The sequence below is a fragment of the Aquimarina aquimarini genome (assembly GCF_900299535.1).
Lineage (GTDB): Bacteria > Bacteroidota > Bacteroidia > Flavobacteriales > Flavobacteriaceae > Aquimarina > Aquimarina aquimarini.
Genome location: NZ_OMKE01000049.1, coordinates 112,577 through 126,433, shown reverse-complemented (window position 1 = coordinate 126,433; position 13,857 = coordinate 112,577). Strand labels below are relative to the sequence as shown.

Annotated in this window: 14 protein-coding genes; 9 read left to right on the top strand and 5 right to left on the bottom strand. The window is 32.1% G+C overall.

Features of this window, described 5'->3' with window-relative positions:
• Positions 1 to 91 precede the first annotated feature (91 nt).
• The 7 genes from DG508_RS18175 to DG508_RS18145 all read left to right on the top strand — a co-directional run bounded on the left by DG508_RS18175 (position 92) and on the right by DG508_RS18145 (position 7,178).
• Positions 92 to 568: a hypothetical protein gene (locus DG508_RS18175; RefSeq protein ID WP_159090918.1), complete on the top strand. Its 477-nt coding sequence runs from the start codon at positions 92 to 94 to the stop codon at positions 566 to 568.
• A gap of 62 nt (positions 569 to 630) precedes the next feature.
• Positions 631 to 2,082: an oligosaccharide flippase family protein gene (locus DG508_RS18170; protein WP_108869504.1), complete on the top strand. Its 1,452-nt coding sequence runs from the start codon at positions 631 to 633 to the stop codon at positions 2,080 to 2,082.
• A 75-nt stretch (positions 2,083 to 2,157) separates the two neighbouring features.
• The gene (gene dut, locus DG508_RS18165; protein WP_108869503.1) at positions 2,158 to 2,592 is read left to right on the top strand and encodes a dUTP diphosphatase; all 435 of its coding nucleotides are present in this window, start codon (positions 2,158 to 2,160) and stop codon (positions 2,590 to 2,592) included.
• A 154-nt stretch (positions 2,593 to 2,746) separates the two neighbouring features.
• Positions 2,747 to 3,763: a sugar phosphate nucleotidyltransferase gene (locus tag DG508_RS18160; protein ID WP_108869502.1), complete on the top strand. Its 1,017-nt coding sequence runs from the start codon at positions 2,747 to 2,749 to the stop codon at positions 3,761 to 3,763.
• A 64-nt stretch (positions 3,764 to 3,827) separates the two neighbouring features.
• The gene (locus DG508_RS18155) at positions 3,828 to 5,171 is read left to right on the top strand and encodes a tetratricopeptide repeat protein (protein WP_159090917.1); all 1,344 of its coding nucleotides are present in this window, start codon (positions 3,828 to 3,830) and stop codon (positions 5,169 to 5,171) included.
• A 7-nt stretch (positions 5,172 to 5,178) separates the two neighbouring features.
• Positions 5,179 to 5,952 (top strand): lipoprotein insertase outer membrane protein LolB1, encoded by a 774-nt coding sequence (gene lolB1, locus DG508_RS18150; RefSeq protein ID WP_108869500.1) that lies wholly within the window; start codon positions 5,179 to 5,181, stop codon positions 5,950 to 5,952.
• Positions 5,949 to 7,178 (top strand): murein hydrolase activator EnvC family protein, encoded by a 1,230-nt coding sequence (locus DG508_RS18145; RefSeq protein WP_108869499.1) that lies wholly within the window; start codon positions 5,949 to 5,951, stop codon positions 7,176 to 7,178. The genes lolB1 and DG508_RS18145 overlap by 4 nt, the downstream gene beginning before the upstream one ends.
• A 35-nt stretch (positions 7,179 to 7,213) precedes the next feature.
• Here the strand turns inward: DG508_RS18145 and DG508_RS18140 are convergent, their stop codons facing one another.
• Entirely contained in the window at positions 7,214 to 7,723 is a 510-nt protein-coding gene (locus DG508_RS18140) for an acyl-CoA thioesterase (RefSeq protein WP_103867000.1), read from the bottom strand.
• A gap of 208 nt (positions 7,724 to 7,931) precedes the next feature.
• Complete coding sequence (locus DG508_RS18135) at positions 7,932 to 8,915, bottom strand: HU domain-containing protein (RefSeq protein ID WP_108869498.1); 984 nt, start codon at positions 8,913 to 8,915, stop codon at positions 7,932 to 7,934.
• Between the two features lie 233 nt (positions 8,916 to 9,148).
• Here DG508_RS18135 and dprA point away from each other — a divergent pair, with 233 nt between their 5' ends.
• Positions 9,149 to 10,252 (top strand): DNA-processing protein DprA, encoded by a 1,104-nt coding sequence (dprA, locus tag DG508_RS18130; protein WP_108869497.1) that lies wholly within the window; start codon positions 9,149 to 9,151, stop codon positions 10,250 to 10,252.
• A 142-nt stretch (positions 10,253 to 10,394) separates the two neighbouring features.
• Positions 10,395 to 11,237, top strand: a complete 843-nt coding sequence (locus tag DG508_RS18125) for a tetratricopeptide repeat protein (protein WP_159090916.1) — start codon at positions 10,395 to 10,397, stop codon at positions 11,235 to 11,237.
• Between the two features lie 18 nt (positions 11,238 to 11,255).
• Here DG508_RS18125 and DG508_RS18120 read toward each other — a convergent pair whose 3' ends face one another.
• The 3 genes from DG508_RS18120 to DG508_RS18110 all read right to left on the bottom strand — a co-directional run bounded on the left by DG508_RS18120 (position 11,256) and on the right by DG508_RS18110 (position 13,853).
• The gene (locus tag DG508_RS18120; RefSeq protein WP_108869495.1) at positions 11,256 to 12,128 is read right to left on the bottom strand and encodes a sterol desaturase family protein; all 873 of its coding nucleotides are present in this window, start codon (positions 12,126 to 12,128) and stop codon (positions 11,256 to 11,258) included.
• A 248-nt stretch (positions 12,129 to 12,376) separates the two neighbouring features.
• The gene (locus DG508_RS18115) at positions 12,377 to 12,664 is read right to left on the bottom strand and encodes a hypothetical protein (protein ID WP_108869494.1); all 288 of its coding nucleotides are present in this window, start codon (positions 12,662 to 12,664) and stop codon (positions 12,377 to 12,379) included.
• Between the two features lie 79 nt (positions 12,665 to 12,743).
• Complete coding sequence (locus tag DG508_RS18110; protein WP_159090915.1) at positions 12,744 to 13,853, bottom strand: glycoside hydrolase family 3 N-terminal domain-containing protein; 1,110 nt, start codon at positions 13,851 to 13,853, stop codon at positions 12,744 to 12,746.
• Positions 13,854 to 13,857: the final 4 nt, after the last annotated feature.

The window sequence follows — 13,857 nt, the reverse complement described above, 5'->3', positions numbered from 1 at the left end:
AATTTTATAAGAGCCTGCAATTTGTAGGCTCTTCTTTATGGTATTATATTTGAGTGAGCTTAGATGAGTGATTAAATGTTTTTATAAAAATATGATGGATGCAAAAAGAGTAATACTAATTTTATTGATTAGTGCGTTTGTGCTTTTAGCCTTTTCTAGATGTGCTAGCAATCAAAATATGAATAATCCAATGCCAATACAGGTTAAAAAAGTATATTTTGAAGAACAAATATATAAAGGAACAGATAAGGTTTCTGGTTTTGATATATTTATAGAGGTGGTAAAAAAGCCAAATTTGATATTGGATTATGCGTATTTTAAAGGAAAAAAGCTAAAGCTTACATATCAAGAGGATAGAAATGTATATACAGGTCATTATACAAAAGCTATGAAACAACAGGATTTGATCATGAGTGATGATTCTAATAAAGAATTTCAAAATCAATTACCAGAGATTGAAGAGAAAATCCCTTTTGACCTTAAAGATGATGAGTGTATGATTACATATACCATAAAGGGAGAAAAAGGAGATTTCAAGTTAAATAATGTACCCAAAAAAAAAGAGTAGGCCTATCAAAATAGTGTAGGTGATAAAAAATTGTATTTTTACGCTTATAAGCACGCTACCAATTGAGCATATTTCAAAAACTTTTTAAACAAACCTTTATCTATGGGTTGGCAACTGTGCTTCCGCGTATGTTGTCTTTTATTCTGGTTCCACTATATACCAAGCTACTTCCTACAGAAGAATATGGCAAGGTTTCAATCATATTTTCATACTTTGTGTTGTTTAATGTTATACTGGCATATGGTATGGAAACTGCTTTTTTTAGATTCTTTAATAAAGAATCAGATAAAGATGCAGTGATAAGCACATCTGCAATATCACTGGCAGTATCATCTTTTGGTTTTTTTGTCTTGGCTTTAATGTTTAAGGGGCAAATAGCATCACTTACAGGTATAGATGTAGATTATATAACGCTGGTAATCTGGATTCTTCTATTAGACGCCTTAGTAATTATTCCTTTTGCATGGTTACGGGCAAAAGAAAGACCCATGCGATATGCATGTATTAAGATTCTTAATGTAGTAGTTAATTTAGGGTTGAATGTTTTTCTTTTAATTTTCCTTAGAGGATTATCTAGTGATTTTACAGTATTAGAAGCTATTGTTTTTGATGACTATAAGATCAATTATATTTTTATCTCTAATTTGATTGCAAGCGCAGTGACATTGCTGCTACTGATTCCGTTTTATACCAAAATCAAATATCATTTTGATAAACAGTTGTGGAAAAAGATGATGATATATGCATTTCCTATACTTATATCAGGAGTTGCGTATTCTATCAATGAGACATTTGATAGAATTATATTAGACTATTTATTACCAGAAAATGTAGCAGATCATTTAGTAGGAGTGTATTCGGCATGTTATAAATTGGCATTATTTATGACTTTATTTGCTACGGCGTTTCGATTAGGGATAGAACCTTTTTTCTTTAAGTATTCAGAAAACAAAAATGCTCCTGAGACATATGCCAGGATTACAAAGTTTTTTGTGGCCTTTGGAGCAGTAATTTTGCTTGTAGTAGTAGTTTTTGTGCATCTTTTAAAAGAAATTATAATAAGAGATGAATCTTATTGGGAAGCCGTAAAAATTGTTCCTATAATTTTGCTAGCTAATCTATGCCTTGGTATATATCATAATCTATCAGTGTGGTATAAAATTACCGATAAAACTAGGTATGGAGCATATATTTCTGTTATAGGAGCGATAATCACATTGGGATTAAACTTTATGCTAATCCCTAATTATAGTTATTTAGGATCAGCAATAGCTACATTAGCAGCATATAGTGTTATGATGATGCTTTCGTGGTATTTTGGAAGGAAACACTATCCGATTCCGTATAATTTAAAAAAAATAGGAATATATCTGTTTTTATCAATAAGTTTTTCGATAGTGTCATTTTATATTTTTGATAGTAATTATATGATTTCTATTCCGTTGTTACTTGGGTTTTTAGTAATTTTGTACGCCTCAGAAAAAAAAGAATTAAAACAAATCTTAAAAAAATAAATCTAACTCACACTCAGACTTTCATAATTTATAATGTATGTAGTCTGTTGTTTTATTGGATAATAGTAGATAAATATGCAAATAAAAATTATTAATAGATCCTCACACGATCTTCCAAATTATGAAACAATTGCTTCTGCGGGTATGGACCTAAGAGCTAGTATAGCAGAGCCTGTAGTGTTGAAACCTCTAGAACGTGCAATTATAAAAACAGGGTTATTTATAGAATTACCAGTAGGATATGAGGCACAAGTTCGCCCAAGAAGTGGATTGGCAGCAAAGAAAGGAATCACTGTACTTAATGCACCAGGTACTGTAGATGCTGATTATAGAGGAGAAGTAGGAGTGATTTTGGTAAATCTTTCTAATGAAGATTTTATTGTAGAAAACGGAGAAAGAGTTGCCCAAATGGTTATTGCAAAACATGAACGTGCTGATTGGGTTGAAGTGACAGAATTATCAGAAACCTCTAGAGGAGAAGGTGGTTTTGGAAGTACAGGAATCAAATAACAATAAGTTGCCTCGAGGCAAGTCAATGAAGTATTTGTTTGAAACTAACCTTTAATATTGAAGCAAGCTTTGAAGCATTAAAATCTCACTTAGTGAGTAAATATATAAATACCCCACCTATAGAAGTAATTATCATAACACAAAAACAAAAAAAATGAAAATCATTGTACCAATGGCGGGAAGAGGGTCTAGGCTAAGACCTCACACACTTACAGTTCCTAAACCTTTAATTCCAGTTGCTGGAAAACCAATTGTACACCGATTAGTATCTGATATTGCGAGAGTTTTAGGCGAGCCTATAGAAGAAGTAGCTTTTATATTAGGAGATCCTGCGTTTTTTGGAGAAGATGTCGTAACAAGTTTGACTGAGTTGGCAGAAGGTCTTGGGGCAAAGGCATCTATTTATAGACAAGATCAACCTTTAGGTACAGGTCATGCAATTATGTGTGCAAAAGAATCATTATCTGGCCCTGCTGTAATTGCCTATGCAGATACATTGATTAGAGCAGATTTTAATTTGGATAAAGAAGCAGACTCGGTAATATGGGTAAAACAAGTAGATCAACCAGAAGCCTATGGGGTAGTAAAGTTAAATACAGATAACCAAATTGTAGAATTGGTAGAAAAACCCAAAGAGTTTGTCTCTGATCAAGCAGTAATTGGAATATACTATTTCAAAGATGTAGGGGTGCTTAAAAATGAATTACAATATGTTTTAGATAATAATATTGTACATGGTGGGGAGTACCAAATCAATGATGGTATTAAGAGAATGATGAGTAGCGGAAAAGTATTTGTGACAGGGCAGGTTGATGAGTGGATGGATTGTGGAAACAAAAATGTAACTGTAGAAACAAATACGAGAATGTTAGGCTTTTTGCAAAAGGATGGAGAGCATTTGGTAAGTAACACAGTTACCCAAGAGAATTCTACGGTAATAGCTCCTTGTTATCTTGGTGAAGGAGTGACGTTAAAAAATGCAACCATAGGACCTAATGTTTCTATAGGAAAAGGGTGTGTTATAGAAAATACAACCATTAAAAATAGTCTAGTTCAGACACAAACTATCATAAAAAATGCTAACTTAGACAATGCAATGATAGGGAATAATGCTGTTTATGATGGAAACTTCACTACAGTAAGTATCGGGGATTACTCTATTTTAGAATAATTTATAATGTAATACAGGTTTTGAGTTTCATTTGATGATTGATTATAGAAAACATATATGGTTTTTGTGTCTATTCTTAGGAGTTACAGTTAATACTGTTTTCTCTCAAGAAATAGAGCCTAAACAAGAGGTGAATATTGATGACCTAGGAAATGTTTCTGATGAATTTCAAGAACTTTTTTTTGAAGCGTTAAAACAAAAAGCAATCACCAATTATGATAAGGCAATTGAAGCATTAGAAAAATGTGTTGAAATTGATGCAAATTCTAATTTCTTATATCTAGAATTAGCCAAGAATTATCTTGAGTTAAAGCTGTATGAGCAAGCAGAGAATAATTTTAAAAAGGTGTTAGAGACTAAACCCAACGATAAGTTTGTTCTTGAGTATTTGTTTGAAGTTTATTTTCAGCAACATAAGTATAAAGAGTCTACGGCAGTAGTAGAAAAACTGGTACAACATAATTCTATGTTTAAAGAGCAATTGGCAAACTTATATTTTCTTGAGAAAAGATATGACGAAGCAATTGTAGCGTTAGATGAATTGGATGATGAGTATGGTGTAGATAAATATCGTAATCGATTGCGAAAACGAATTTCTTCAAAAATCACAAACCCTAATAGTCAAATCAATAGATTAGAACAAAAAATTAAAGAAAAACCAGAGGTCGAGCAAAACTACCTCAACCTTATTTATCTATATAGTAAGAGTGATCAAAAGGAAAAAGCTTTTAAGACGGCTAAATCTTTATTAAATAAAAAGCCAAAATCAGAACTGGTACATTTAGCACTTTACAAGTTTTATTTAGGAGAAAATAATATCAAACAAGCGATTCATTCTATGCAAATTGCTTTAAAAAGTAATAAAACAGATATTGAATCAAAATATAAGATTGTTAGTGATTTTCTGAGTTTTATAGACACAAACCCAGAGTATGAATCGCAATTGACTACAATCATATCTTTGCTTTCTAATGGACAGAATAATGGAAAAGTTTTTACAGAATTAGGGCATTATTATTATAAAAAAGAAAACAAAGAACAAGCACTTAATTTTTATGAACGTAGTATCAAAAACAATGCGAATGATTTTGCATTGCTAAAAAGGATATTATTATTGCAATTAGATTTAAAGCGTTATGAAAAGGCGCAAATTGGAAGTGAATTAGCATTAGAGATGTATCCTGCGCAACCCATCTTTTATTTGGTAAATGGAGTTTCGTTAATTCACCTTAATAAAGCCGAAGAGGCGGTAGAGATCCTTGCTATCGGGATTGATTATGTAATAGATGACCATAAAATGGAATTAGATTTTTATCAACAGATGAGTGTAGCTTATCAAAAACTTGGAGATACTACAAAAGCTTCAGAATATCAGCAAAAAGTAAATCAACTTCAGAATAAATCATAAAGAGATAATGAGCAGAATATTATATCTATTATGTTTTTCTATAGTACTTTTTAGTTCATGTAAAGGAACAAAAGCTATAGGTGAGTCAGGAATTAAAAGATTAAATGCAGAAAAAGTAATAGCGAATCATTACAATCGAGCTTTTAATTTTGAAACGCTTAATACTAGAGTAAAAATCAAATATAACGACAAGAGGCAATCGTTTAGTCCAAATGCAACCTTGCGAATAGAAAAAGATAAAACTATCTGGGTAAGTGTAAAAATGTTAGGAATTACACTTGCAAAAGCATTAATTACTCCAAAAAAGGTGAGTTATTATGAAAAAATCAATAACACTTATTTTGAAGGTGATTTTAAATTATTAAGTGAATGGTTGGGCACAGATTTAGATTATAACAAAGTGCAACAAATGCTTTTGGGGCAGGCCTTGTTTAATTTGAGACAAGATAAATACAAATCGACGATAGAAGGCAAGGTGTATCAATTAAGACCTAAAACAGAACTAGCACTTTTTGAACGCTTGTTTTTGGTGCATCCAAATTCATTTAAGATATTCTCACAGCAATTGAAACAGCCAATAGAGAATAGAGATTTGAAGATTAACTACCAAAGCTATCAAAAGATAGGTAATCAAGATTTTCCTAAAGAAATTTATATAGAAGCAATACAAGACAAAGAAAAAACGACAATAGAGATAGATTATAAGGCAGTAGATTACAATGCTAAAGTAAGTTTTCCGTTTAAAATACCATCAGGATATAAGCAAGTTACTATTCAATGAGATTTTTACAAGTTATATATTTTATAGGTTTAGTATTGGTTTGCAGCCCTTCTTTTTCACAAAGTACAAAACAGCAACAATTAGAAGAAGAACGTCAGCGACTTAGAGAAGAAATTGAGCAGATGAAGCAATTACGAGCTGATAACAAGCTTAAGGAGCGTTCTGTACTTGATGAAGTAGAGACCATCAATTCGCAAATCAATACACGAAAAAATCTAATAAAAGTTACCAATCAGCAAGCTAATCTATTGACTAGAGAAATCAATGTAAATTTCAAGAAAATAGAAGGATATCGTAAGGAGCTTACAGTACTCAAAAAAGAGTATGCCAAAATGGTTGCAAAGTCCTATAAAAGTAAATCACATCAAAGCAAAATAATGTTTTTGTTGTCTTCTGCAGATTTTACTCAGGCCTATAAGCGATTGCAGTATATGAAACAATATAATGAGCATCGTAAAGATCAAGCTATCCGAATAGAAAATAATACAAAAGAACTTCAATTTCTTAATCAAGATTTGTCTAGGCAAAAAAAAGATAAGCAAGGGTTGATTGAAGAAAATCGAGGAGCACAAGATAAACTTAAGGCAGAAAAAAAGGAACAACAAGTTTTGATGGCTTCTATTAGGAAGAAGCAGGGAGTTTATACAAAACAGATCAAGAAAAAGGAACAACAAGCCAGTGCTATTGATAAAGCGATCGAAAAATTAATTAGAGATGCGATTGCCAAAGCAAACAAAAAAGCCGGTAAAAAAGTCACAAAAAAAGGATCTGCAACTACATTTGCTCTTACAGCTGAGGCCAAAATAATGGCTGATAATTTCACGTCTAATAAAGGGAAGCTGCCTTGGCCAGTTGGTACAGGAAAAGTAACCAAAAAATTTGGGCGTCAGCCGCATCCTACGCTACCTAATATACAAATCAATAGTAGTGGTGTAGAAATCGAAACAAGGGCAGGAGAACGCGCCAGAGCGATTTTTGAAGGAGAGGTTATAGCAATTCAAAAGCTGAAAGGAGCAAGCCGTTTGGTTCAGATTAGACACGGTAATTATATCACTACTTATTATAATATTGAAAATATAACAGTCAAAGAAGGTCAGAAAGTAGCGACCAAACAATCTTTAGGAGAGGTGCGTACCAATCCAACAACTGGTAGAGCAATTATGAAATTCTTAATCTACCAAAATGCAAAAAGATTAAATCCTCAAAGCTGGATTTATAAGATGTAAAGCTTAGTTCTGATGTTAAGTTTTGTCTTATAGATTTAAACAAACAAAGCTTTTAGTTCTGTAGCATCATTAGGACTCATTTTTCCTGCAAGAACCAAGCTCAGTTGTTTACGACGTAGTGCTGCGTCATAGCGTTGTTTTTCAAGTTCTGTTTCTGGTTGTATGGGTGGTACAGATACAGGAGTTCCGCTTTCATTTACTGCAACAAAAGTATAAATAGCCTCATTAGCTTTTGTTGTTTCACCACTTTGGCGGTCTTCTACCCATACGTCTATATAAACCTCCATAGAAGATCTAAACGCTCTAGAAACTTTTGCTTCTACAGTTACAACACTTCCTAATGGGATAGCTTTATTGAATGCAACATGATTTACAGAAGCAGTTACAACAATTCGTCTAGAGTGTCTGCCAGCAGCAATTCCTGCTGCTCGATCCATACGAGCTAAAAGCTCTCCTCCAAATAAGTTGTTTAATGGATTGGTCTCTCCCGTGAGTACCAAATCAGTTAGTGTAGTAAGTGATTCTGAGGGATGTCTAGCTTCCATGTAATTTTTTTAGCAAAGATATAAGGTAATGCCGTAATGAAAAAATTAGTTACACAGTATTTAGGCCCTCTGCCAGAAGTGCTAAGTCAATATTGTTAAGGTAAAATCAATGAGAAATCCTTTACAAAATAAACATACGCATGTAGGCTTTGTAAAATGAATGTTATAATAGTGTAAAAATGGTATTCTAATTGATCAAAGAAAATACTTATTCTTTGATCAATAGCCATGCAGAAGAGTTTTCTTGCTCTTTTATTTTGGTTAATGCTTGCAATGCTTCAGGTCGATTTTCATAGCTCTCATAGGCAACTTGATGTAGCCCATATTTATTTACTCCGATCAGATGAGCTTCAAACCCTTGTTTTTTGAGTTTCTGTATTTTTTGATTAGCATTAGAAAGCACTCTGAAAGCACCAGCAACTACATGAAACTTTTTTGATACCGTAGTAGATATATTTGAATCTGATTCGGATTCGGTGTTTGCTTTATCTTTTACAATAGAAAGATTTACAGCAGGAAGCGGGTTTGAGATTTCAAAAGTAGCTTCCTGTATTCTGTTTTCTATTTCCTGATTGGCTTTTTGCCATTCTTTATTGTTGTAGCTTATATTAGTGTCGCTCACTTGTTTTAAGCCAAAAAATCCACCTACTCCTAATATTACAGCCACCGCAGCAGCATACTGTAAATAAGGGCGTTCACGACGTTTTTCGGGAGTAAAAGTAAGAGGTGTAACTTCTTCAATAGCTTCAACCTCTTCTTTATACACTTCACGCGTAATCGCAGGAGAAGCAAAAGATTGAAGACCAAAGGCTTCAGTGAGATAATTTACTTCTTGCAGTGGTTCAAACTGTAAAGTGTTTTCTACAGAAGTGTAAAACGTTCCTATTTTTGATAGTTCAATACGTTGACCTTGAGCCATTTTCTCTTGAAGAGATAAAACATAACGTTGAATTTTGGCAACTGCATCTGTATATGATATCTTTTCTGCGGAAGCAATATAGTTAGCTAATAATCCATCATTGTTTTGTAATTGACTATTAAAAGAAATTAATTTTTGAGGAGGGTAGAATGTATTAGTTCCTTCTTGAATTGTAGCAGATTGACGCCTTGTCAAAAATGCTCCAAACCCAGGAAGTATTACGCATTCGTATCGATATAATAATTCACCTATATAATTAGCTGTGGTATTCATTGCCCCTTGTAAAATTTAATCTTTTAAATAGTCTTTGTAAAATGACTTTTCCGAGATAATCAAAGGTATAAAAAAATGAAAGTGATTTTAATTCTATACACTGAATTTATTAACAGTCATGAATTTTTTTGTTTCTTGTAGAGATATTAGATCGAATATAAAAATATTAATATTTTTATAAATGGTTGATTTCAAGTTTTCTTACTAGTATGTTTTTTTATAATTAAACCCATATGAATATCGAAAAATTATTTGCATTACTTACTCTTAAAAAAGTGACTAATCTAGGGGATAGTTCTATCAAAAAATTAATACGAGAAGTAGGTAGTGCAGAGGCGGTGTTATCTGAAAAAACAGATAACCTCCTCAAAATTGATGGTATAGGTAAGTATAGGGTTAAGAATATACATAAACTGGAATATCAAAAATTGGCAGAACAAGAGCTGAAATTTATTGAAAAGAATCATATAAATTATTTGATGTATGATGAACAGGAATATCCAGAAAAATTAAAACATTGTATTGATGGCCCTGTAGTCTTGTTCAGTCGAGGGAGAATTGATCTTCATAATAAGAAAATAGTAAGTGTAGTAGGTACACGAAAAGTAACAAGTTATGGGGTACGATTTTGTGAGGAATTGATAGAAGCATTAGCGCCAATAAATCCTGTGATTGTATCTGGTTTTGCATATGGGGTGGATATTACTGCCCAATGTGCGGCAATGAAACATAATTTACAAACAGTAAGTTGTCTTGCGCATGGTTTAAATCAAATATATCCTAAAGCACATCAAAAATATAGTAAGGATATAGAGTGTAATGGAGGTTTTTTTACAGATTTCTACAGTACTGATACATTTGATCGCAAAAATTTCTTGAGCCGTAATAGAATTATTGCGGGACTTAGTGAGGCTACTATTGTGATAGAGAGTGCAGAAAAAGGAGGTTCTTTGGCAACAGCCAATATGGCAAATTCCTATAATAGAGATGTATTTGCAGTGCCTGGTAAAACATATGATCCATTGAGCAAAGGGTGTAATATGCTTATTAAGACACAACAAGCTCATATGCTTACTAGTGCAGCCGATTTGATTTATATGCTTAATTGGGAAATTGATAAAAAACAAAAGCCTGTAGTGCAGAAAAAATTATTTGTAGAGCTTGATGAACAAGAGAAAAAGATATATGATTTTTTAGAAAATCAAGGAAAAGAGCTGCTAGATAGTATTGCATTACAATGTAAGATTCCTACATTTAAAACAGCTTCTATTCTTCTTAATATGGAACTTAAAGGAGTTGTAAAACCTTTGCCAGGTAAATTGTTTGAAGTAATTTGATGCTTGATAAACTCAGTAATGTGAAATTGATATATTAAAAATAAATAGTTGCTATAGAAAAATGAAAAGCTTAAAATTATTTCTCGCTCTGTTAGTGGTATGTTTTTTTGTAAGTTGTAGTCTTTTTAAAACAAAAATTGAAATGACAGATTATCAAAAAGCAGAAGAGATTAAATCTAAGATAGAAAGAGGTGATTTGATGTTGGGGATATTAGAGAAGAAAGAAGTTGATAAAATGATTAATTTATATACCACATCAGCAAATTCAGGTAATTCTGATGCGTGGTATGCATTAGGTATGCTGTATTATATAGGTACAGGTGTAGATCAAGATGCAGAACGAGCAGTATCATATTTTCAACAGGCGGCAGACTCTGGGTATGGTATGGATGCTTGGATAAAATATATTAGAATAGCTTATTTTGCTGATCTTACAGATATTCCTGCAAAAACAATTATTGATTTAGTAAATACATTAGAAGAGAAAGATGCTAGTGGAGAAGTATACTTACTAAAGGGGTATATGCTTTATAAAGGATATGCGTATGAGGAAAATTTAGAATTATCTTTTGAAGCACACCAAAAAGCTGCAGAAAAAGGGAATTCAGATGCTATGTTTGAATTATTCGTTTATTATGCTCAAGGAATAGGGGTGGAGGAAGATATCTCAAAAGCAATAGATTGGTGTTTTAAAGCAGCAGAAAGTAATAATAGAAGAGCGATATATAATTTAGGAGCGTATTATGCTACAGGGTATGAGAGTGTGTCAAAAGATATTGATAAATCAATAGAGTATTATATTAGAGCGGCTAATATGGGGCATGGAAAAGCAGCAGCTCAATTGGCGGCAATCTATACTATAGCGAAAGAGGTTAAAAAGGATGAAAAAAAAGCCCGCCATTTTTATGAGTTGGCATTTGAGAATGATTTTGATGTTGATATTTTCTTTGAAAACCTTGGATTAGAGGAAATACAAATTGACTAAGTGTATTTTTTTAATACTTTACTTTTGTTTTTTAAAGTATGAAGGTCTCCAGATTAAATTGCCAAAAACAATCCTGAAGCGATCGTTCCATGATTTGCATAGCTTTAAGTCATTCCAAATGTGTTTGTATTCAATAAAGTTAATTTTTATTGGGTTGTTGGTATGAATGTTTTTTGTTAGTCCATAAATGACTTTCTCTTCCTCTCTTTGAAAAGTGCCAAATAATTTATCCCATATGATAAGAACACCTCCATAGTTTTTGTCAATATATTTTTTGTTTGAACCATGATGAACTCTATGTACTGATGGAGTATTGAATATCTCATCAAGCCATCCAAGTTTGATAATTCGTTCTGTGTGAATCCAGGTTTGATATTGTGCAATAAAAATTAATGAGACTATAGCTTGAAAAGGGGTAAATCCTATAATAATCATTGGAATTAGAAATACCCATTCTATGGCACTTTCTATAATGCTCAATCTCATGGCAATAGTAAGATTGTAATCCTCTGAGGAGTGATGTACGCTGTGATTAGCCCATAAAATACGATGCTCATGTTCGAGTCTGTGCATCCAGTAATATGTAAAATCAGCAAGTAGTAGTCCGATACACCAAGTCCAGCCATTCATTGGAATTTCAAAAGGAGATATATGATAAAAAGGTAGTAAACATAAAATCCCAATAGAGCCGAATACGGTCTTTTCTAGTAATTGACTCATAAAAAAAATGATAATATTTGCTCCAGTATCTTTCCATCTTCTTTCTTTGGTAGTAAGAATGTCTAAAAAGATTTCAAAAAGGGTAAACACACTATTGATTACAAAAAAGTATAAAATGTAATCTAAGATTTTTGAAGTCTCAAACAGTGTAATAATTTCTTGTGTGCTCATAGGATTGTTTTTTTGTAACAAATGTAATCGCAAAGAAATATGAAGTGTTTGTTGGTTTAGGACAATTTATTACTTGATAGGGAATATGGGTTTCTGTCGATAGCTCATCTTTATAGTGTAAATTTGTCTTTTTTGGATGCTATGTTTTTGCTGTTTATGAGTAAACGTATTTTGTTGTAAAACAGAACATCATTAACAATATTTTTTGTTAATGATGTTCTGTAAAAAACTATGTTTTTTGAATTTTTTTAGGACTTAGCTGTTTGTTCTGATGTGTGTTGAGAAGGTAATGCTTTTACTTTATTCAAAATAAAATATGCTACTCCAGCAGCTACTAGCAATGCAGGGAGCATTACAATTAATATCTGATCTCTTGATACATTAAAAAATACAAAAGCAATTATAAAGATTAGTATTTCTGATCCAAACCAAGACCCTACTAATATGGCAATCCATTTTCCTGCTTTAATACCTTTTTCTTCTGCGATTTTTTTGATTTGTTTAATAAAATAGCTCAAAGCTAAAATTTCAATCATTGTATGAATTTATTAATTATTAAGGTTATTTTTGGTTTTTATCTACAAGAGCAAGTGTTTGTTTTTTTGTGACTATGAATTAGATGCTAATTACTCCAGCACAAACCTTTAATCGTATTATTTTTTTTACAGATTGCATTACTTGTTTTTTATAAGAAGTATTGACATTTATTTCTGCCAGTATAGAATTAATAGTGTTTATCTCGTCTTGTGGCATTAAAATTAGGTCGCAACCTGCCTTAGAGGCAAGTAGAGGGGCATTGTCGAGAATTGTAACAGCTTTCATGATATTCAAGGCATCTGATATAATAATGCCTTTGAATCCCATTTTTTCTTTTAGTAAACCACTAACAATTTTAGGAGAACAACTAGAAGGTAAACCATCAGTTCCATATTCTTCATTGTTATCAATTGTTATATGAGCAATCATAATAGAGATGACACCATCCTCAATAATTTTCGTATAGTTATCTATCTCCTGTAAAGGGCCATCAATATATACACTTTGCTTATGAGTATCGCCTTTTACAAGGCCATGACCAGGGAAATGTTTTGCAGTAGCAATGATATCACCTTCTTGTGTGTGCTTTATAAATTGATTAGCCAGACGTACTACAACCTCTTTGTCATCTCCATAACTTCGGGATTTGATAGCTTCATTATTTGGGCTAACATCCAGTACAGGAGCATAATTGTGGTGTACTCCTATAGTTTTAAGTTCTTGATTTATGATATCTACAATAGAATCTGATTGTGATTCGGTTTTAATATTTATTGTTTTACCTACATTTGGAGCGCCTTTAATTCTACTGGCAAACAAACTAGGCTCTGCATCCATACTAAAAAGAAGTGGTAGTGTATTGTTTTGAGAAGAAATAGTATTAAGTGCTTTTATATCTTCTATATGTTTTTGTTTATGACCTTTTAAGAAAACAACGCCACCAATAGCATTTTCAGTTGTTAATTTTTGAACAGTAGCTTTAGATTTTCCTATTTCTCCTCCAGAGGTGATGATCATTTGTGCCACTTTTTGCCGATCATTCAATGCATTAAAAATAGAATCTACAGTATATTCTAGATCAGAATCGTATTTATAAAAATCCTGAAGGTTAAATTTTTGTGCTTTTTGCGCATAGGTATTTACAGATAATAAAATAAAACAAAGAGCTAATCGAAAAAAATTATTCATAAAA

What these genes read in the sequence shown, in the direction of transcription:
- dprA (WP_108869497.1), top strand. Translation starts at nt 9,149, where the DNA reads ATGAATATCGAAAAATTATTTGCATTACTTACTCTTAAAAAAGTGACT.
- dut (WP_108869503.1), top strand. Translation starts at nt 2,158, where the DNA reads ATGCAAATAAAAATTATTAATAGATCCTCACACGATCTTCCAAATTAT.
- DG508_RS18135 (WP_108869498.1), bottom strand. Translation starts at nt 8,915, where the DNA reads ATGAATACCACAGCTAATTATATAGGTGAATTATTATATCGATACGAA.
- DG508_RS18160 (WP_108869502.1), top strand. Translation starts at nt 2,747, where the DNA reads ATGAAAATCATTGTACCAATGGCGGGAAGAGGGTCTAGGCTAAGACCT.
- DG508_RS18140 (WP_103867000.1), bottom strand. Translation starts at nt 7,723, where the DNA reads ATGGAAGCTAGACATCCCTCAGAATCACTTACTACACTAACTGATTTG.
- DG508_RS18125 (WP_159090916.1), top strand. Translation starts at nt 10,395, where the DNA reads ATGACAGATTATCAAAAAGCAGAAGAGATTAAATCTAAGATAGAAAGA.
- DG508_RS18115 (WP_108869494.1), bottom strand. Translation starts at nt 12,664, where the DNA reads ATGATTGAAATTTTAGCTTTGAGCTATTTTATTAAACAAATCAAAAAA.
- DG508_RS18145 (WP_108869499.1), top strand. Translation starts at nt 5,949, where the DNA reads ATGAGATTTTTACAAGTTATATATTTTATAGGTTTAGTATTGGTTTGC.
- DG508_RS18175 (WP_159090918.1), top strand. Translation starts at nt 92, where the DNA reads ATGATGGATGCAAAAAGAGTAATACTAATTTTATTGATTAGTGCGTTT.
- DG508_RS18110 (WP_159090915.1), bottom strand. Translation starts at nt 13,853, where the DNA reads ATGAATAATTTTTTTCGATTAGCTCTTTGTTTTATTTTATTATCTGTA.
- lolB1 (WP_108869500.1), top strand. Translation starts at nt 5,179, where the DNA reads ATGAGCAGAATATTATATCTATTATGTTTTTCTATAGTACTTTTTAGT.
- DG508_RS18120 (WP_108869495.1), bottom strand. Translation starts at nt 12,128, where the DNA reads ATGAGCACACAAGAAATTATTACACTGTTTGAGACTTCAAAAATCTTA.